Raw genomic sequence first — 18,370 nt, 5'->3', positions numbered from 1 at the left:
TGCCTCAGCATATTCAAGCACCCTATAGTTTAGTTTTATCTAATGTTAGACTGCCTGCAAAACCCCCATTAATCCAGTTATGATGAAATCATAGATAGTGATTCTGTAAATATCCTAAACTGCCATCATAAACACCATTCAGCAGAGGTACTTAGTTTCCAGTTCAATTGATTTGAGGTTGCACATTTAAGGTTTTACATTTTTATTAAATCTAAAATATTTTTTTGTTCCTTTAACTCGCAATCAGCGAGCTGTCTCCATCTGCTTTAAAGTTTTAGTAGATAGTCGTTTATTTTCAGAAAGGAGGAACAAAAACGCTTTCTCCTTAATTTAATTATAGCCAGTTATTGCCCTTAATCATTTCAAGATATATAGGTAATTCACGAAACATAAAAAGCACTTTCAACAAAGAAAGTGCTTTCCTCATGATTATTCCCAAATCGCTGATGCCCACTCCGGATGATCTATAAATGGATTTCGGTTATGCTGATAATCAGAGTAGATAATTACATTTCTTCTCCGTTCAATTTCATCAACCGGATCTTCCTTGTGCCACTGGAGCAGAACAGACATTTTGCCATGATAAGGAGCAGAACCGTTGTTTACTGCATTATTTAGCTCCAGATCTACCTCCCCGCTGTCTCCTTCATAACGGACAGCCATATAAAAAAGCATACGCGCTACATCGCCTTTTACAGCATCCCTTGGTTCCCATGAATCTGAGTCATAGTAATTTCCAATTGCTTCTGAATGCTGGGATCCGCCATTATCAAAATCGAGATTCCCTCTCGAGCTATTGACAGAAACATCTGTTGCCCGCAAATGGTGGAGGTCAGTTCCCGGACCCATCGCTGTGCCAAAGTCTCCGTGCGATTTAGCCCATACATGTTCCCTGTTCCAGTCATTGACTCCAGAACCATTGGCGAATTTGTCCTGAGAACGGCCCGTATATAAGAGAATGACGTTATTCGGATTAGCCGGGTCTTCGTCTGTTTCACGAAGAGCTTCCCACACATTGGAATAGGATATTTCAGTATGATCATCAATGATGTTATGAAGTGCTGATTTTAAAGACTCACCTGTTTTTCCAAATGCTGCATCATAATACCCGCCAGGTTCAGGATCAGGATCAGACGCTCCGCCTCCATCCAGTTCAAAAGCAGTACCGTCCTTTAACCCCGGATGAGAAAAATAGGCAGTCAGCGTTCCCGTTACCTTGATTTTCTTTCCCATCAGCAATGGATTCGACTTTAAACCAAAAGCTGAACGAAAGGAAGATGGGATTTGTACATAAAGCATCTTAGCCAAGTTGGTCTCTGATGGACTATCTGCCAGGGCCAAAGCATAGTCATTAGGAAACCCGCTGGTGATAACCGTATTGGTGGCAGTTGGCTGTCCAACTACATAGCCCTGGACAGTTTTGCCAGCGTTGTTTTGTGAATTGATTCCCTGTGAAACCGAATAAGGGGATGACCAGGATCCATCTCCCGCAGCTGCCCTTATGATTGAACCTTGAATGGGCACCATTACAACCAGAATGGCAGCAAATAGAATCAGCGATAACAGCAGAAATTTTCTCTTACGATTCAGCATTCATTCGCCTCCATATTATTTTAAAAGGACTTCGAATAATCAGAAAAGTCCAATCAACTTTAAGTATAAATGAACACCATAGGCTATATCATGAGGTATTGGTCCCAAAACTTTACATTTTACAACCCTTATTAAAGAGCTTACTTTTTTAAAATGCCCAAATACTCAATCCAAGGACCAACATCTATCCTGTACCTGTTTGCCAGCACTCTTGAAATCTGCGCTATATGCGTAAGATCATGGACAGCCCATGTGGAAATCAATTCCCTGACTCTTACAGAACCTAATGCCGGATGAAGCCCCTTCTTTTCGAATTGAGTTTCCAGATCAGGCATCCCCTTCAATGTGGCCAAATTATCTCTTCTAAGCGTCTTAAAAATCTCAAGTTTTTCCTCAATTGATAAATCCCCTGATATATTTAAATGAGCAAAACGGTCAAATGGAGGAAATGGCTTGCTTTCCCCTTCCTGCAGAATAAATGTCAGCCGCGGAATCCAATTTTTCTCCTCGCCGTCAATCAAATGGCCAACCACTTCTGCAGCATTCCATGTGCCTTCCCCTTCATTTTCTTTAAGCCATTCTGAAGATAGACCGCTTAGCAGTGCATCAAGTGTATCAGGTGTACGTTCAAGAATCTCAATAGCTTCACTTAAGTTAAAAATCATTTCAGCAGCCCCCATTTTTACAGATTAGTCAATGCAAACACAGCATGCGTGGGTATATAAATCAAATCTTAAAGTCCTTTTCTATTTCTTTCTTTTCTTTGACAAGTACAACCAGAAAAACCAATATTATTAATCATAGAGCTTAATTTTTTATAATTATTTTTAATTAACATGAGACTCTCCTTAAGGTATTTTCCATTGATCACGAGTAATAGCGGACTCGATAAAAACATATCATAATTTTCCGATTTTTTAAAAATAGCGATCTTTCCTAATTGGAAGAATCGCTATTCGGTAAGTATTTTTCAAAAGCAGTAATAGTCAGGGATTCATTTATGTTAATTCTTTCAACCTCGCTGAATCCATTTTTTAGATAGAAAGCGACAGCCGGGGTATTCTTGGAGCCTGTGGTGACAATCATTTTTCCTATCATCGGCCTTCGTTCAATGTAATTCAGCAGCTTTTGCGCAATACCCTTTCTAAAATGTTCAGGATGCACGATCAGTCTGTGAATATCTATAACATCCTTATTCTCTTTAAACGAAATCGCACCGCATAATTCTTCACCAATAAAATACCCAAAGAAAGTCTCTCCGGTTATTCTTAGAGTATCCGCTGTTTCCTTCAAAGGCGGTAAGTCTGGATATTCAATGATTTCAGCTTCAATTTTATACGCTTGCAGCTGTACTCTTAGCACCTGCTGAGCTGCTTTTCGGTCTTTAATATTTATTTCCTTGATCATCGAAGTCCCTCTTTTATATTAGTTTAAGGCTCTTTTCTAAAAGATTGTTGTTTTTTGTTAATAAATTGTGCCCGTTGATTGCAGCGAAAGGCACACAGCGAACCGCGGGGAGGAATGTGCCCCTCGGCTTCGCCTGCGGGGTCTCACACTTCCCTCTCCTCCCGCAGGACATTGAATAAGCTCCTTCGAATGAACACCGCACGAAGGAAATGCCTCAGCATTTTCGAGGATCAACTGCCCCCAGCGAAGATCAACTCAGCAAACTATACAAAGGTATAAAAAAAGCAACAAATAAACGAAAACAGTTATTTAAAAAGTAATTCCTCTTTCAAAGTTCGTTTCCCTCTTTTATTTTGGACGAATACAGGCATTCCGATATAAAATATTACCTTAAGGGGTGAATTGGAATGAATTTAAACTATGAAGTGATAACAGAAGACAAGATCAGCTTTTGCCGGGATTTATGCAATGAGCTGATGGCTTTTCAGAAATCTAAGGCACATATAGCATCTGAACGTTTTGACAGCATGAATTTTGAAACAAGAATGGTTCCATCCGTAAAATCTGCTATACATAATTATATCGTGATTGTTAAAGATGATGAAGAAATTGTAGGCTATGTTTATTCCAATGTTTCTCCTAAAGAAGCCTACTCAAATGAATTCGCTACTTTTTTCGATTTATCTTCAGTAGAAAAAGACAATGTTGGCTGCTTATCACAATTCTTTATCAGAGATGGCTACCGGCAGTATGGAATTGGCTCAGTGCTATTTAACATGTCTATGGAATGGTTAAGCCAATTCCATGATGTGGAGGATCATTTTATTTTTGTGTCCAACGGGAATACAGATGCCCTTGAATTTTATACACGCAAGGGGTTTGCTATTAGTCACGATATACTGGAAGGATTTATTACCGTACTGCGTAAATAAGACTATTTGCCCGCGCTGCAAGCATTATTATTAGAATAATAGTTATTTTAAAAATTAAAGTGCTGTTTACAATTTTCACAATTCTTTGTTATTATATTAAAAAAATATAAACTATTTTCGCTTAATCTTAATTGAGCGGGGGAACCAATGTACTTTTTTAGAAAAGTACCTGGGGTGAATCCTTTACAGGCAGGGTACTCTCAAGACCCGAACCCGACAGCTAACCTCGTAAGCGTTTTGAGAGGAAAACACTGCATATACGCACAGTGGTTACACCTCTGTGTTTTTTTGTTGCCTTTTTAAGTTAGGTTTATGTTTTTTGGGGGTAATGTAGGGAAGGACATTATTCTCGTGTCTTTATTTTATATTTTTTTACTTTATTCATTGGAGGAACATATATGAAATTATCTACTAAAATTATTATTGCTTTGATTGCAGGGGGAATTACAGGACTTTTAATTAATTTGTTTGCGCCGGGAATATTCCCTGAGCTTGACAAGTATCTGTTTACACCTCTTGGAAAAATCTTTCTCAACCTGATTAACATGCTGGTTGTCCCGATCGTATTCTTTTCCATCGCACTTGGAACAGCGGGGCTTGGTGATCCAAAGAAACTAGGAAGAATTGGTATAAAAACAATATCCTACTTTTTAGTTACTACAAGTATAGCCATTATTATTGGACTTACATTAGCAGCCGTTTTCCAGCCAGGAAATGTTGGGGAATTCGACGTAACCAATGTGGAGTATGAATCTAAAGAAGCTCCTCCTGTCTCAGAGACATTATTAAATATTATCCCAACCAATCCGGTAAAAGCCTTTACGGAAGGAAACATGCTCCAGATCATAACATTTTCCATTTTCATCGGATTTGCCTTAACGATGCTTGGAAATAAAACTAAAGGAATTTTAAACCTTATTGAACAGGGAAATGAGATAATGATGTATCTTGTTAATCTTGTTATGAAATTTGCACCTTATGGGACGTTCGGACTTATTGTTTCTGCTGTTGGAAGCCAGGGTCTCGATGCCATTAAAGCAATGGGACTTTATATGATTGTGGTAGTTCTTGCCCTGCTTGTCCACGCCCTTATCACCTATGGCGGTTCAATCGCACTCATTGCAAAAAGAAATCCATTATCCTTTTTTAAAGGCTTTGCTCCGGCAATGGGTGTTGCTTTCAGTACATCAAGCAGTAATGCGACACTGCCAATTTCCATGAGTACTGCTCAAAAAAACCTGAAAGTTCCTGAATCAATCAGCAGCTTTGTGCAGCCGCTGGGTGCAACGATCAACATGGATGGAACAGCCATCATGCAGGGTGTGGCTACTATCTTCATCGCGCAAGTATTCAATGTTGATTTATCACTCACCCAGCTTATTACTGTTGTTCTAACTGCGGTTCTTGCCAGCGTTGGTACTGCAGGGGTTCCAGGTGTCGGCCTAATCATGCTGGCGATGGTTCTTAACTCCGTTAACCTGCCGGTTGAAGGTATCGCATTAATCATTGGTATTGACCGTCTGCTTGATATGACGCGAACAGCTGTCAATATTACAGGCGATGCGGCTTGTGCGGTTATTGTTGCGGAAACAGAAGCAAAGAAAGAGGCTGTGAAAGCCTAATCACAAAATAACACCGGATTACCGGTGTTATTTTTTTGCATCTCTTTTCTCCCTGCCTTCAAATTTATTGATTTTCTATACTAGTTTAGTATAATTAGATTCATAACCATCACGTAACAGTTTGGAGGAAACCAAATGGGGCAGAGAAGTTAAGAATAGGAGAATTGGCTGAAAAAGCTAAGGTTACGAAGAGAACGATTGATTACTATACTTCCCTGGGCCTTTTAGAAGCAGAACGTTCACCTTCTAATTATCGCTATTATGACTGCTCCTCCATTGAACGGATTGCATTCATTGAGAAATGTAAAGCGGATGGATTGTCTCTAGAGGAAATTAAGAAAAAAGTCATCAGCCAATTTTCTGAAGAGGTGGATGTTCTTGAACTGCGGCTAAAAATTCAGGATCTGGAAGAAGATGTGACGAAAGCACTTTCCCAGCTAAAAAAATCAGATCCGGAAAAATATGAATACGTTAAAAAAAATATTTCAAATGAAAGCTTATCATTAATTCAGTCACTGCTTTTACTGCTGAACTGATATCGATTTTTGATATTTAGAGCATTTTGGATATCTGTTTGGGCACAATTTAAGTAGTGAACTTATTAAGTATTATTGCCATTTTAGGAGGTGTATGTCTTACTTTTTAGTAAGACTGCTTGTTGACAACCATAAATTTATTACTGATAGCATTATTAATAGCATTAACCGCATTCTTCGTAGCAACTGAGTTTGCGATTGTGAAGGTCCGAGTCTCCCGAATTGATCAGCTGATTGCTGAAGGAAATAAAAGGGCTATAGCGGCAAAGAGAGTCGTTACGCACCTCGATGAGTATTTATCAGCCTGCCAATTGGGGATTACCATTACCGCATTAGGTCTCGGATGGCTTGGTGAGCCAACAGTTGAAAAGCTATTGCATCCGTTGTTTGAAAGATTTGATATAGCAGAATCGCTCACTCATATTTTATCATTTGGTATTGCCTTTGCTTTAGTCACCTTCCTGCATGTCGTTGTAGGAGAGCTTGCACCTAAAACAGTTGCCATTCAAAAAGCGGAAGCCGTTACAATGGCGTTCGCTGCACCGATTATCTGGTTCTACCGAGTGATGTTTCCCTTCATTTGGTTCTTAAATGGATCTGCCCGGGTACTCGCTGGCCTATTTGGATTAAAGCCGGCTTCTGAGCATGAAATGGCGCACTCTGAAGAAGAACTGAGAATACTTTTATCAGAGAGTTATAAGAGCGGTGAAATCAATAAAAATGAATTGAAGTATGTGAACAATATCTTTGAATTTGATGAAAGAATTGCAAAAGAAATCATGGTTCCGCGTACTGAGATGATTACGATTGCTTCGGATAATACACTGGAAGAAATTATGGAAACTATCCAAACAGAAAATTACACGCGATATCCCGTTGAAGATGGAGATAAGGATAATATCCGCGGGTTTATAAATGTTAAAGAATTTTTGACGGCCAGTCTTACAGACAAGATTACACCGGAAAATCTTGATCTTGACTCCTTTATTAACCCGGTTATTCATGTCATCGAAAGCATTCCAATTCATGACCTGCTTGTCAAAATGCAGAAAGAGCGAATTCATATCGCCATCTTAATGGATGAATATGGCGGAACGTCCGGTTTGGTGACGGTTGAAGACATTCTTGAAGAAATAGTCGGTGAGATCCGTGATGAATTCGATGAAGATGAAGTTCCTGAAATACGAAAGTTAAACGAGGACCATTATATCCTGGATTCCAAGCTTCTTATAGAAGACGTCAATACTTTGCTTGGAACTAATTTTGATCATGAAGACGTTGATACGATTGGCGGCTGGTTCCTTACACAGCATATGGAAGCAGAGATAGGAACAGAGATTGAAGCGGATGGATTTACATTTAAAGTCCATGAAAAAGATGGGCACCAGCTTCATTACCTGGAGGTTTTTAAAAGCAAGCCCCTATTAGCCTAAAAAAACGGCGGCTCCGATTTCGGCAGCCGCCGTTTCATTTGCTTCTATATAAATACTTGATTGTTTTCCTATTACCCGTTAGACTGACTTATGTACTTGAAGGATTACCTTTTTTATAAATTTACAGGATGTGTGTCTATGTCAGAAATTGTTATTAGCTTAATTGAATTCTTAAAACAGTTCTCATATTTTGGAATATTACTTTCACTTTGCTTTGAATTCGTTCCGGCAGAAGTGGTTCTTCCATTGGCCGGCTTTTGGGTCTACCAGGGTGACTTTAATTATTATCTGGTTGTATTAGCAGGCACTGTGGGAGGTACGATTGGTCCGCTGACATTATATGCTCTGGGCCGATATGGCGGCCGTCCCATGGTTTTAAAATACGGTAAATACTTCTTAGTTTCACAAAAACAGATTGATGCTTCGGACAAGTTTTTTGAAAAATACGGTTCAGGGGTCGCTTTCTTTGCCCGCTTTATGCCGGTTGTCCGTACCGCGATATCGATTCCATGCGGAATGACCAAAATGAATGTGTGGAAGTTCTCGATCTATACGTTCCTGGCCATGCTCCCGATTACCGCATTCTACGTTTATCTGGGGTTTAAACTAGGTCCGCATTATAAAGAAGCAGAGGAGATCTTCAATAGCTATGCCCTTCCTCTGGTCCTGGTTATTGTGGCGGGGCTCATTATTTTCGCTGCTTACAAAATCATCAGCAAGCGCAAGAGCGAAAGTCTTTAAATAGGAACGGCACTCTTTGATGAGTGCCGTTTTTTTTATACAAAAAACTTTGAAGCCCAAGCAATATAATAGGCCCCAGGTATAAACAAAATCTGTGCAAGGACAGTGCCAATTAATCTGGAAGTAACCATCATAATGGAAATTCCTTTGAGGTTCGTATATTTGGCTTTCCCTCGCACTACATTATCAGACATGACAGAAATTTTCGGGTCGACAAAAATTGATAGAAGGATCGTTGCTACACCGTTTATAAGACCAGATGACATAATAGCTGTTCTTGAGCTTTCGTAGGTAAGCAAAGAAGCATATATGGCTGACAGCACCCCAATTGTATAGATGGCGGTTACAAACATGTTAAATAAAAATAGCCGTTTCGGTATTTCGCTGAGTTTAATTCCATTTAGATAGGACAATCTCGGAAACTTTAAATGTTTGATCACTTTCTTTGCCGATCTCCAGCTTAACCCGACCTTTAGCAGCGATGGTACTGACCCTCCTTGATCAGCAAGACGGATAATGGCTCTTGAGAAAATCGCGATGAATGTCGGCAGCAGCAGAATACCAATGATGGTCCCTATAGTGGAAGCTCCAATTAATACCCTAAACTGACTTTCAACAAAACCGAGAAAATTTTGCTTAGGAGCCGTATCAATAATACTCCCAATAAGCGGCTGCTGACCCATGTTCGCCATTCGAGAAACAATGACAATGGTGCTGAACAAAGAAAGCCCAGATGCAATCAGCTTGACCCTGGCACCGGATAACCGGACTGCGTAGGCTAAGGTTTCAATACTATGTATGAGAATGATGAATAAGGAAGTAAACAGGATCTTTCCTGTAATTAGATCCAATATGAACACTTCTTTCGTTTTTCCTGATTATACCATTTTGTCATGAGTGTTTGAAGTTACATGATGGCTTATCCGGAGGAATTGTGACCATTTTACAAAAGGACACGTCTCATAAAATTCCTTCTTGATTTACTCCTCATTTTCCTTCTTTTCTCATGGGTTTGGCGTTATTCTTCTTGACTAATTACCGGTTTCCTCCTGCTCTTGCCGTTTTGGGCATTATTCCCCTCGATTAACTACCGGTTTCCTCCTGCTCTCGCCGTTTTGGGCGTTATCCCCCTAATAGAAACCACTACTATGACCAAAATTTAAAGAAATGCTGCAAACCACATGATAGATACCTCTTTTTCCTAAAAAATCCAGACAAGCTGCATCAATCCGCATGCGAGACAGCAAATTTTCCATATACTCACCGTAATCCCTTGCCATCCTCATTCCCCAGCCTCTTAAATTCCTTGCTCAAACAAGCCTGTTTAAAGCGCTTAGCCTGTTTAAGGCTGTTAATGTCAGAGCGATTGTCATAGGATAGCTGAATATGAAAATAGTTGATATATTCCAGAATGGCAAAGACATAGATAAAGCAGGCAATCGCCAGCCCGGGAGGAACTGCCGTATGCCATATTATGAAGTCTGCCACGAATGCACCTGGAATCACTGCGATCATGCCCAGATTCCATTTCTTCATGATCCATAGCCCCCGTACTATCCTGATGGGGGCTTCTGACGTATTTTCTCTTTTTAATCGCTTCCATTTTACAAACCAATAACTAGAGCCCTGAAACAATATGAACTCCAGCAGCAGAAATGAAGACCAGAAGGCAAGCAGTGAATATAAATAGAGATCCGGATAGGTATCGTTCACCAGGTAACTGATGTATAGAAACAAAATAAGACTAATTGATTCTCCAGTAAAAAGATATGAAAGTCGTTTTAGCACTCTATTTCTCAATTTGAAATTCCCCTTTTACCAGTAAGAAATGTTTAAATGTATTACGAATAATCACAAAAGTGGTTTCAAAAAATGTGTCTCATTCTTAACATCGAATGAAAATGAAAATACCGGTAAAACTAAAAAAAATGTATATTATCAGGAGTGAGATAATGCGAAACCCCTTTGAAGCAATTAAAGAAACCCTTAAAAATTTTACTGATGACGAACCCAAGCCGCCTTTGCATGTCGGGGAGGTTATGGATCTTTGGACTCTATATACTGCTTTCCACGAAGCCCACTCTCTCTATTATATTGCTTTAAATATGACGACAGATACAGCGCTATTGCACACCATCCGTTCTGCCATTGAAGGAAGCCGGGCAGACACAAAAATGATTGAAGATTTTCTGCTTAAAGAAGGTGTGCCGCTGCCATTAACTAATGCGGAAAAACCACTTTCCAACCCTGATTCTGTTCCTGAGGGCGTAAGGTTAACAGATGATGAAATAGCCAATTTAATATCTGTTAAAGTCGCAGCAAGCATAACCTATTGTGCTCAGGCTATGATCAAAACAATCAGAACCGATGTGGGGATGATGCTATTTTCCATACAGGTGCATTTAATGGAATTCTCCTCCCCCCTTAAGAATTTAATGAAAGAAAGAGGCTGGCTGAGAATCCCGCCTAGCTATATGCCGCCTGGCAATCCGGAAAGAAAATAATTACTCTAAAAGACTTCTGCAATCGGAGCAGGAGTCTTTTTTACTTTTTTACCGATACACGTACTGGCACAGAAACTTTTTCACAGCGTATTTCTATAGTGGTGATGAAAATGAAAATACTAAGAAGAATCAGAAGTATGCTAAAACATGAGGCCAGGAAATTATTTGATAACAGAATGGAAAGGAATAAAGAAGTACTGCGGGCTTCCGGCAACAGCAGGAAGCCCTAATATGATCTTATAAAATGCAAATGCCAGCGCAAAAAGAAAAAAGCTGCAAAATAGTAGAAGATAGAATACCACCATTTCCAGGAGATATAATTAATAAAATCCACCTTTACTGTTACGATTTCGAAAAGCACCGAAAAAAGAACCCAGGCAGCTGTATAAAAGAAAAAAGAACGCATGGTTTCCGGCATAAAATTCAGAAAAATAATCCCAAATGATGCACCAAGAGTCAGTTCAATAAAATGGACTCCCAGCTGCACTCCCCCGCCGTTTAACTCGTACAGACGAAAATATAAACTCAGCGTTACATCTGTACTTAAGTTAATCAATGCAATGACAGCCCAGCTGACGTAAATCTCTTTATTTGTTAAATGCTTTGGCATTAACCTGATTACAATGAGATTAATGGCAAATGAAAGATAGGTAAACCAATACATACAAAGAACCGCCTTTTATTTGTACTAACTATGTCAAGAACTTAACTCCCCAATTTAGAGTTTTCATATATATTTCCTTATTTATCGATCTGCTATGCAGAGATATTGTTTCCTACATAGTAAGCTCAGCATTATAGTCTTGCAAAAAGGTTGCCCTGAAGCAATTGGGTTCCTGCAGATTGGGAAATTTGGTTATGTATTTCATGGTGCAGGTTATCTTTTCTTCACTAAAGCCTTATCTCCCAAAAAAGAGAGCTGACCATAAAATCACCTGGTCAACTCTCTTTCAATTAAGCTCCTATTCCGGCTAAGGCTCTCATTTGCTTTCTTGCCCTAAAAATCCTGGTTTTCACTGTTGAAGGCTTTAAATTTAAAACATCGGCAATTTCCTGCTCTTTTAACCCTTCATCCACCTTCAGTAAAAGGACTTCCCGGTAGTTCGAAGCAAGCTTCCCAATGGCCGACTTGATTTCCTCTGCAGCAAAACCTGATTCCACTTCCTGTTCGACGTCTTGCTTTGTTACGAGGCAGAAGCTTTCAAGCGTTTCCTGCTCCACCGGCACTGCAGCCTTCCGTTTTTCCCGCCGAATAAAATCCAGTGCGGTTCTTCTGGCAATGACTGACAGCCATGCCCCTGCTTTTTCTTCATCTATAATTGTATCTGCCTTCTTCAAAGCTTTAATAAACGTTTCTTGAACAATATCTTCTGCCAGATACGCGTCTCTTGTCATTGAAAAGCATATATGAAATAGCCGTTTATAATGGCTTGAATACAGCTCTGCAATATCCATAATTCCCCTCTTCCCTTACTCCTCTAATTTCAGTGAAATGCTCACCTTGAACAAATCACCATCTGTATCAATTTCGAGATTCCCTTCATGAAGGTCAATGATCGACTTGGCAATGGCGAGCCCAAGTCCTGAACCATCTGTATGCCTTGATTTATCTCCCCGCTTAAAACGCTCATATAATTCTTCACTCTGGTCATCCAGCTCGTATTTTGAAACATTTTTAAATGTAATGACTGCCTGGCCCTTGGCTTTTGAAATGGCGATATAGACCCGCGAATGTTCCAATGAATATTTAAGGATATTGCCTATTAAATTATCAAACACACGCCATAGCTTTTGACCATCCACATTGGCGATTGCCGGATCATTAGTCGTGGTGACACGGAACAGGAGATTGGATTCCTTAATAGCATTATCGTGCTCTGCAAGTGCCTGCTGCAGCAGCTGAACCAGGTCCACTCTCTGTTTTCGAAGCTCAATATTGCCGCTCGCCATTTTCGATACCTCAAATAAATCTTCAATCAAAACTTTTAGCCGTTTTGACTTACGGTCAATAATCTCAATATAGGCAGAACGATCCTCTTCTGATGCTTCGCCCGATTTCAAGAGCTCTGTATACGTAATAATGGAAGTCAACGGTGTTCTTAAATCGTGGCTGACGTTTGTAATCAGTTCCGTTTTTAACCTTTCGCTTTTTGCCTGTTCGCTAAGGGACGTTTTGACGCCCTGCTTCAATATATTAATGTTTCCCGCGAGTGAAGCCAGAACGCTTTTTCCTTTAACCGGCAAGTCCTCTCCCATCTGGCCGGAAGCCAAATCACTTGCGGTTTCAACAATCCGGTTAAAATAGCCAACACGCCTAATTAAGAGCAAAACAAACGGAACACCTGCAAAAACAAAGATCAATACATATAACAGGGCGAACACCGGGTGTATGAACATTGCAACAGAACCCAATCCCATACCAAAGATTAAAGCAAGTACAACAAACAGCTGTGTTCCTGTACTCCGGTTCAAAAAGGCTTCCTGCAGGCTCGTTTTTAAACTCACGGACGCCCTGTAAATCAGACTTCCCTTAAAAATTGCTATTGCGCTTTCCCAATCCTTCCATTCAATTGCGAGATATCTGAGCTGAATAATTGTCAGGCCGCAAAGAACCGATGTTCCAAGGAGAGCAATAATCAATTCAATTACTTGCGTCGCAGAGTAGTAGCCCATTAGAAAGTCGTTTATCAGAAAAAGCGCCAAAATGCTGCCTATTCCTGAAAATACTAAGAAAGTGATTTGTAAATCAATAGGCATCTTATTGAATAAAGGCTCCCACCGTTTGATTTCTTCAGACAGGGCCCTTGATTTTCTAAAGCCTATCAATGCAGAAATTAAGGCTAAAACAGCAATACCGCCATAGATTAATAAAACCATCTGCTTTTGCTTGAAATGATTATATTGTTCCATGAATATATTTGAATCCGGAAGATTTTTAGCCAGGCCAATTTGGCCTTTAAAGTAGCCTGATGGGGTTGCAACCAGTGCCTCATCGACCCCATCATATTCTCCCCCTACAATAAAATGGAAGAAATAGTCTTTATCCATCGTGTATTCTGTATGATAGATCATCTCTTTTTTCATAACTTCATCCGGAGATTCATTTTTGGATAAAGTTAAATTGGTGTAGACTTCTCCAGTCGCAGTATCCTTGAAATAATAGGTAAATGAATCCTGATAAAAGTCATAGCTGTCCCGCTGCTGCTCTTTTTCCTTAAAAAACTTCTCAAGCTTTTCTTCTTTTTCTTTCACCACTTTGTTCCGCACATGTTCATCATTTTCAAAGTTTTTAGTGATGTCTTCGATTTTTTTATTCATCTGATCAGTTAAAGCCTTGGCAAGATCATTATTTTCTATATCCTTTGCCTCTTGAATCCTTGGCTCATATTGGATTCTAATATTATCAATTTGTTCAGGAAGATCCCCATAACGATAGCGATGTTCATTAATTTCCTCTTCTGTCACTTCAATTGATTCTTTAGCTTTTTCGATTGTCACGTTATTCAGTTCAAATAACTCCAGATAAGCGGCATAATTGTCAATATCACTTTGAAACTGTTCTGTGTGAAAATAATCCGGGTTTATATATTCCCTGCCGTTAATCAGAACGGACAAAACGCCGCTTGCTCCGAAAGCAAATAAAACCATAATTATTGCAATGATGAATCTATTTTTCCATCTTGTACCCAATTCCCCATACCACCTTTAAATATCTCGGATTTTTCGGATCGATTTCAATCTTTTCACGGATTTTCCGGATATGTACCGCTACCGTATTTTCCGCGTTATACCCTGGTTCGTTCCAAACCCGTTCATAAATTTCATCTATGGAAAAAACGCGTCCGGCATTTGTCATTAACAGCTCCACGATTTTATATTCGATTGGAGTCAATTTCACCGGCTCACCATTAACACTTACTGCTCTTGCTTCCTTATCGAGCATAAGGCCATTCAAATCGATCACCTTTTTAATGCCTTCAAACGTTCCGAAGGACACATATCTTCTTAGCTGCGATTTTACGCGGGCAACCAATTCCATCGGATTGAAGGGCTTGGTCACATAATCATCCGCTCCAACCTGCAGACCGAGGATTTTATCGGTATCCTCAGTCTTGGCACTCAGAATGATAATCGGAATGTTTTTCTTCTCGCGAATTTTATATGTAGCCGAAATGCCATCGAGCCTCGGCATCATGACATCTAAAATGATCAGATGCACCTGATGCTCATTCAAGAGTTCCAGCGCTTCAATTCCATCCTTTGCTTTTAACACAGTGATGCCTTCATTTTTAAGATAAATTTCAATGGCGTCCCTGATCTCTTTTTCATCATCTACAACAAGTACATTATAGTTATTCATAATCCCCCTGCTTTCAAGGTGCTCTTTTCATATTTTTATACTAAACGCAAAATCTTAACATTAATGTAATAGAAATCTTAAGAATTTCTTAAGATTGGATCTGTATTTCTTAAGTTTGCACTTTTATTATTTTATAATGGGTAGAAATGGAAATATAGACTTGTAATTGTAAGGAACAAAAAAGCACCCTCCCCCAGCTAATTATGCTGATGGACGGTGCATGAAAAAAATTATGAGCGGACAGGTGATACCAGCTGAATATAGGACTCACTGCTGACTGGCTTGATTATGACCGGTCTCATTGTGCCGCTGAAGATTAAAAGAACATGCTCCTCCCGTATAGCTTTAAGGGCATCCATTAAAAAATCCCCATCAACAGAAATGGATAGTTCGTGCTCGCCAGTGATTTCTAATAGAGGCTGGCTTTCCTCAATTTTTCCAACGGCAGAAGAAACAGAGGATATTTTCAATGCTTCTCCATTTATCTCTAAAAGGACATTATTGTTTTTCCATTCATGGGCAAACAGGCAGGCACGATCAATTCCATTTAATAGTCTCTTTGCATCCAGTTTTATGACTGTTTTCGCTTCATTGGGAATGAGGCCAGTTACAACCGGATAGTTACCTTCTATAAGCCGGGAACAGAGCATGATGGATTTTGTTTTGAAAACCAAATAACTATCTGATGAAAAGATTTCTACTTCACTATCGTCCTGATGAGCTAACAGCTTTAACAGTTCTTTAAGGCTGGAGCCTGGAACTATGTAAGAGCCGCTAAGCTGAGAAAGCATCCTGGTCTCAACAACTGCTAATCGATATGAGTCAGTTGCAGCACATGAAAAGCTGTTTCCGTTAAAATTCATGTGCACACCTGTAAGTGCCGGCCTTGTGCCATTCTTTGAAACAGCAAATACGGTTTGCTTAATCATTTCTATTAATTTTGCAGAAGAAAATGCAATTCCTTCTGTATCTTTAAATTCGGGAAGGACTGGGTACTCTTCAGCGGGAAACCCATTTAAGGAAGTGAGGATTTCATCTGACAGTACTGTTATTCTATTCTTTTCATCAACTCTAATATGTATGTCACTTGGCAGCTTTTTAATAAGCTCTGTCAGGTATCTGGATGCTGCTACAACACTGCCGGTTTCAGTAATTTTAAGGCCGGCTTCTTCGTCATATGCAGAAATGACCTTCTCAATCACAATATCAGAATTACTCCCAGTAAGTGTTAATCGATCTTTACATGCGGTCAGCTTTATTCCGGTCAAAATCGGAAAAGGAGTCTTTGGTGAAACAGCACTGCTAACTTCTCCAATTGCTTTATTAAAGTATTCATTCTTTATTATAAACTCCATTCATACCCCGCCTATTTTTTTTCGATAGGGTATTCATTCGACAAAATTCCTGAAAATTCCTTTCGCTTTGTCAGCTTAACTTTTGTTGAAACAGTTCAAGGGGATAAAGCTTATCCGCTTTTACGGCATCAAAAATTTGCCTGATGACTTTGGGATCGCGGAGCTCCTCGTCCTTAAAGTTAGTAAAGTTAGTTAGATCCACCCACTTGCTATCAGCTATTTCTTCTTCCTGAAGGCTCAAAAAGCCACCTGTCATTTGACCAATAAAATGAAATAAGATGACCTGATGGTCTGTACTGCTGATAAAGTTATAGACTCCGGTTGTGTGGGTCAGCAAAACATCCAGGCCTGTTTCCTCTTTAACTTCCCTGCAGGCAGCTTCAAGGATACCTTCCCCTTTTTCAACACGTCCCGCCGGAAAATTCCATTTATTCTTTACTGAGGCTTTATTCTCTTTTACCATCAGTACTTTGCCTTTATGTATTATTGATGTGCTGGAAACCAGCACGATTTCATTTTGAGTCATTCGGCATTCCTCTTTCATCTTAATTCTTCCAATGCTCTGGCCTCTGTAATGTCCCTGGCAGCTTTGTATACCTATCACCTTTAGCGGAGTTAACCTGAGCCTGATTAAGAAAAATACTTCCCATTAAATTGGCTCCGCTTAAATCTGCGTCTCTGAAGTCCGCTCCAATAAGATCCGTATTTCTTAAGTCCGCTTTGCGCAGGTCAGCAGCAATAAACAAGGAACCTCTCAAATTAGCCCCGCATAACACCTCACCTTTTAAATTAGCTCCGATAAAGTCTCTTCGCCCGCTGTATTTTTTCGCCGATTTTTTTTGATGAAATCCCGAGTTCTTCCTGATAATCTCACTCGCTTTTAGGATCAGCTTATTAACTTCATGCCTATGAGCCTGAACATCAATAGCCATAATCAAACCCGGTTCCATATTAGTTAAATTTTCTGTTGCCTCCAAGATTCCTCTGACTTCCCCATGAATTGGCCTGGCTGCTTCTAAAAATAGTATTTCTGTTAAGTAGAAAAGCATTTCATGAAGCTGATGCATTATGGGAAACACTGCAAACATCTCTTTCCCAAGACCGGGATGGCTGCGCCAGTCCCTATTCTTAAACGTGTCTTGAGATACTTTCTGGCCTGCTCCAAAGCACTCAAATGTGGTGCAGCCTCTAAAGCCTTTTTTTCTAAGGTCTGCATGTATCTGGCAGCGAAAATCAGTCTGCAGATTTGAGCATGGCCTGCCAGCTTCCTTGTCCATAGCAAAGTCTGCTGATTTTGCATAAGGCAGGGCTACACAGCAAAGCCCAAAGCAATTTTCACAATCTGGTCTTAACTTACTCAATTTTTCAGGCAAAACTCGCACTTCCTTTTTTAAAGTTTAAGGAAAGAATTCAGCAATCAATTCAATGCTATTCTTGACTTTCCAGACGGTAATGTTTATTCTTTCTGCAAATGGAAAATATTCTTAATATCACAGTATTAAGGAGTGACTACATGTCCAGGAATAAATACAAAGAAAAGGCAATGAGTGCCGTAAACAAACTAAAGGCCAACATTAAAGGTAAGTATTATGAGATGGCCGATATTCCTTCCGTATCTGTTAGGCAGCTGTCAGAATTCATCCAGCAGCATCCCGATACGCAAATAACAAAGAAAGAACTCCTTGGCAACACATACACATTCTATCGTCTAAATGCGAATGAAGACTTTCTGTATATGGAAACCATCAATGACCATATTCTTCAATTGGATGGTTCCTCCCATGGAAAAAGATTTGTTTCTTATCGATCCTACCGGGATGCGCATAGCTTTAATGCTCCAATGAGGCTAACATAAGGCCTCCAGTCAAAAGTGAAATTCACGTTAGT

At 39.7% G+C, this 18,370-nt stretch carries 19 protein-coding genes and 1 riboswitch; of the genes, 7 read left to right on the top strand and 12 right to left on the bottom strand.

Features of this window, described 5'->3' with window-relative positions; translation table 11 throughout:
• Positions 1–429: 429 nt before the first annotated feature.
• The 3 genes from NSQ49_RS22145 to NSQ49_RS22135 form a co-directional block, all read right to left on the bottom strand.
• Positions 430–1,593, bottom strand: coding sequence for an endonuclease (locus tag NSQ49_RS22145; protein ID WP_159862921.1), 1,164 nt, complete (start codon positions 1,591–1,593; stop codon positions 430–432).
• 140 nt (positions 1,594–1,733) lie between these two features.
• A complete protein-coding gene (locus NSQ49_RS22140) occupies positions 1,734–2,258 on the bottom strand; it encodes a DinB family protein (protein ID WP_159862920.1) in 525 nt (174 codons plus the stop codon).
• A gap of 271 nt (positions 2,259–2,529) precedes the next feature.
• Positions 2,530–3,000 (bottom strand): GNAT family N-acetyltransferase, encoded by a 471-nt coding sequence (locus NSQ49_RS22135; protein ID WP_159862919.1) that lies wholly within the window; start codon positions 2,998–3,000, stop codon positions 2,530–2,532.
• A 407-nt stretch (positions 3,001–3,407) separates the two neighbouring features.
• Here NSQ49_RS22135 and NSQ49_RS22130 point away from each other — a divergent pair, with 407 nt between their 5' ends.
• The 5 genes from NSQ49_RS22130 (at position 3,408) to NSQ49_RS22110 (ending at position 8,264) form a co-directional block, all read left to right on the top strand.
• Positions 3,408–3,932, top strand: coding sequence for a GNAT family N-acetyltransferase (locus NSQ49_RS22130; protein WP_159862918.1), 525 nt, complete (start codon positions 3,408–3,410; stop codon positions 3,930–3,932).
• Positions 3,933–4,040: 108 nt separating this feature from the next.
• A riboswitch (cyclic di-AMP (ydaO/yuaA leader) is annotated at positions 4,041–4,181 on the top strand.
• Between the two features lie 149 nt (positions 4,182–4,330).
• Positions 4,331–5,554 carry a dicarboxylate/amino acid:cation symporter gene (locus tag NSQ49_RS22125; RefSeq protein WP_251284438.1) on the top strand — a complete coding sequence of 408 codons (1,224 nt, stop codon included), beginning with the start codon at positions 4,331–4,333 and terminating at the stop codon, positions 5,552–5,554.
• Between the two features lie 164 nt (positions 5,555–5,718).
• Entirely contained in the window at positions 5,719–6,090 is a 372-nt protein-coding gene (locus tag NSQ49_RS22120) for a MerR family transcriptional regulator (protein WP_159862916.1), read from the top strand.
• A gap of 122 nt (positions 6,091–6,212) precedes the next feature.
• On the top strand, positions 6,213–7,523 hold the full coding sequence (locus tag NSQ49_RS22115; RefSeq protein WP_251284452.1) for a hemolysin family protein: 1,311 nt from the start codon (positions 6,213–6,215) through the stop codon (positions 7,521–7,523).
• 138 nt (positions 7,524–7,661) lie between these two features.
• Positions 7,662–8,264, top strand: coding sequence for a DedA family protein (locus NSQ49_RS22110; RefSeq protein ID WP_159862914.1), 603 nt, complete (start codon positions 7,662–7,664; stop codon positions 8,262–8,264).
• 35 nt (positions 8,265–8,299) lie between these two features.
• On the opposite strand, the gene NSQ49_RS22105 is transcribed toward NSQ49_RS22110, so the two are convergent.
• Both NSQ49_RS22105 and NSQ49_RS22100 read right to left on the bottom strand, forming a co-directional pair.
• The gene (locus NSQ49_RS22105; RefSeq protein WP_159862913.1) at positions 8,300–9,115 is read right to left on the bottom strand and encodes a lipid II flippase Amj family protein; all 816 of its coding nucleotides are present in this window, start codon (positions 9,113–9,115) and stop codon (positions 8,300–8,302) included.
• A gap of 409 nt (positions 9,116–9,524) precedes the next feature.
• Positions 9,525–10,064, bottom strand: a complete 540-nt coding sequence (locus tag NSQ49_RS22100; protein WP_251284439.1) for a general stress protein — start codon at positions 10,062–10,064, stop codon at positions 9,525–9,527.
• Between the two features lie 152 nt (positions 10,065–10,216).
• Here NSQ49_RS22100 and NSQ49_RS22095 point away from each other — a divergent pair, with 152 nt between their 5' ends.
• On the top strand, positions 10,217–10,768 hold the full coding sequence (locus tag NSQ49_RS22095; protein WP_159862910.1) for a DUF3231 family protein: 552 nt from the start codon (positions 10,217–10,219) through the stop codon (positions 10,766–10,768).
• A 226-nt stretch (positions 10,769–10,994) separates the two neighbouring features.
• On the opposite strand, the gene NSQ49_RS22090 is transcribed toward NSQ49_RS22095, so the two are convergent.
• From NSQ49_RS22090 to NSQ49_RS22060, 7 genes are all read right to left on the bottom strand, one after another.
• The gene (locus NSQ49_RS22090) at positions 10,995–11,432 is read right to left on the bottom strand and encodes a hypothetical protein (protein ID WP_159862909.1); all 438 of its coding nucleotides are present in this window, start codon (positions 11,430–11,432) and stop codon (positions 10,995–10,997) included.
• Positions 11,433–11,722: 290 nt separating this feature from the next.
• Positions 11,723–12,223: an RNA polymerase sigma factor gene (locus NSQ49_RS22085; protein WP_159862908.1), complete on the bottom strand. Its 501-nt coding sequence runs from the start codon at positions 12,221–12,223 to the stop codon at positions 11,723–11,725.
• Positions 12,224–12,238: 15 nt separating this feature from the next.
• Positions 12,239–14,458, bottom strand: a complete 2,220-nt coding sequence (locus NSQ49_RS22080; protein ID WP_251284440.1) for a sensor histidine kinase — start codon at positions 14,456–14,458, stop codon at positions 12,239–12,241.
• Positions 14,436–15,128, bottom strand: coding sequence for a response regulator transcription factor (locus tag NSQ49_RS22075; protein ID WP_159862906.1), 693 nt, complete (start codon positions 15,126–15,128; stop codon positions 14,436–14,438). Before NSQ49_RS22075 ends, NSQ49_RS22080 begins: the two co-directional genes overlap by 23 nt.
• 230 nt (positions 15,129–15,358) lie before the next feature.
• Entirely contained in the window at positions 15,359–16,483 is a 1,125-nt protein-coding gene (gene dnaN / locus NSQ49_RS22070; RefSeq protein ID WP_251284441.1) for a DNA polymerase III subunit beta, read from the bottom strand.
• A 70-nt stretch (positions 16,484–16,553) separates the two neighbouring features.
• The gene (locus tag NSQ49_RS22065; RefSeq protein WP_159862904.1) at positions 16,554–17,009 is read right to left on the bottom strand and encodes an NUDIX hydrolase; all 456 of its coding nucleotides are present in this window, start codon (positions 17,007–17,009) and stop codon (positions 16,554–16,556) included.
• Positions 17,010–17,028: 19 nt separating this feature from the next.
• On the bottom strand, positions 17,029–17,865 hold the full coding sequence (locus NSQ49_RS22060; RefSeq protein ID WP_445662635.1) for a pentapeptide repeat-containing protein: 837 nt from the start codon (positions 17,863–17,865) through the stop codon (positions 17,029–17,031).
• Between the two features lie 131 nt (positions 17,866–17,996).
• On the opposite strand from NSQ49_RS22060, the gene NSQ49_RS22055 reads away from it, so the two are divergent.
• The gene (locus NSQ49_RS22055) at positions 17,997–18,338 is read left to right on the top strand and encodes a hypothetical protein (protein WP_159862902.1); all 342 of its coding nucleotides are present in this window, start codon (positions 17,997–17,999) and stop codon (positions 18,336–18,338) included.
• Positions 18,339–18,370: the final 32 nt, after the last annotated feature.

It is taken from the genome of Cytobacillus sp. FSL R5-0377, assembly GCF_038004385.1.
Taxonomy (GTDB): Bacteria; Bacillota; Bacilli; order Bacillales; family Cytobacillaceae; genus Cytobacillus.
Note: the sequence above shows the minus strand (reverse complement) of the source record. Positions and strands in the feature narration are given on the sequence as shown.

What these genes read in the sequence shown, in the direction of transcription:
- NSQ49_RS22145 (WP_159862921.1), bottom strand. Translation starts at nt 1,593, where the DNA reads ATGCTGAATCGTAAGAGAAAATTTCTGCTGTTATCGCTGATTCTATTT.
- NSQ49_RS22140 (WP_159862920.1), bottom strand. Translation starts at nt 2,258, where the DNA reads ATGATTTTTAACTTAAGTGAAGCTATTGAGATTCTTGAACGTACACCT.
- NSQ49_RS22135 (WP_159862919.1), bottom strand. Translation starts at nt 3,000, where the DNA reads ATGATCAAGGAAATAAATATTAAAGACCGAAAAGCAGCTCAGCAGGTG.
- NSQ49_RS22130 (WP_159862918.1), top strand. Translation starts at nt 3,408, where the DNA reads ATGAATTTAAACTATGAAGTGATAACAGAAGACAAGATCAGCTTTTGC.
- NSQ49_RS22125 (WP_251284438.1), top strand. Translation starts at nt 4,331, where the DNA reads ATGAAATTATCTACTAAAATTATTATTGCTTTGATTGCAGGGGGAATT.
- NSQ49_RS22110 (WP_159862914.1), top strand. Translation starts at nt 7,662, where the DNA reads ATGTCAGAAATTGTTATTAGCTTAATTGAATTCTTAAAACAGTTCTCA.
- NSQ49_RS22095 (WP_159862910.1), top strand. Translation starts at nt 10,217, where the DNA reads ATGCGAAACCCCTTTGAAGCAATTAAAGAAACCCTTAAAAATTTTACT.
- NSQ49_RS22090 (WP_159862909.1), bottom strand. Translation starts at nt 11,432, where the DNA reads ATGTATTGGTTTACCTATCTTTCATTTGCCATTAATCTCATTGTAATC.
- NSQ49_RS22085 (WP_159862908.1), bottom strand. Translation starts at nt 12,223, where the DNA reads ATGGATATTGCAGAGCTGTATTCAAGCCATTATAAACGGCTATTTCAT.
- NSQ49_RS22075 (WP_159862906.1), bottom strand. Translation starts at nt 15,128, where the DNA reads ATGAATAACTATAATGTACTTGTTGTAGATGATGAAAAAGAGATCAGG.
- dnaN (WP_251284441.1), bottom strand. Translation starts at nt 16,483, where the DNA reads ATGGAGTTTATAATAAAGAATGAATACTTTAATAAAGCAATTGGAGAA.
- NSQ49_RS22065 (WP_159862904.1), bottom strand. Translation starts at nt 17,009, where the DNA reads ATGACTCAAAATGAAATCGTGCTGGTTTCCAGCACATCAATAATACAT.
- NSQ49_RS22055 (WP_159862902.1), top strand. Translation starts at nt 17,997, where the DNA reads ATGTCCAGGAATAAATACAAAGAAAAGGCAATGAGTGCCGTAAACAAA.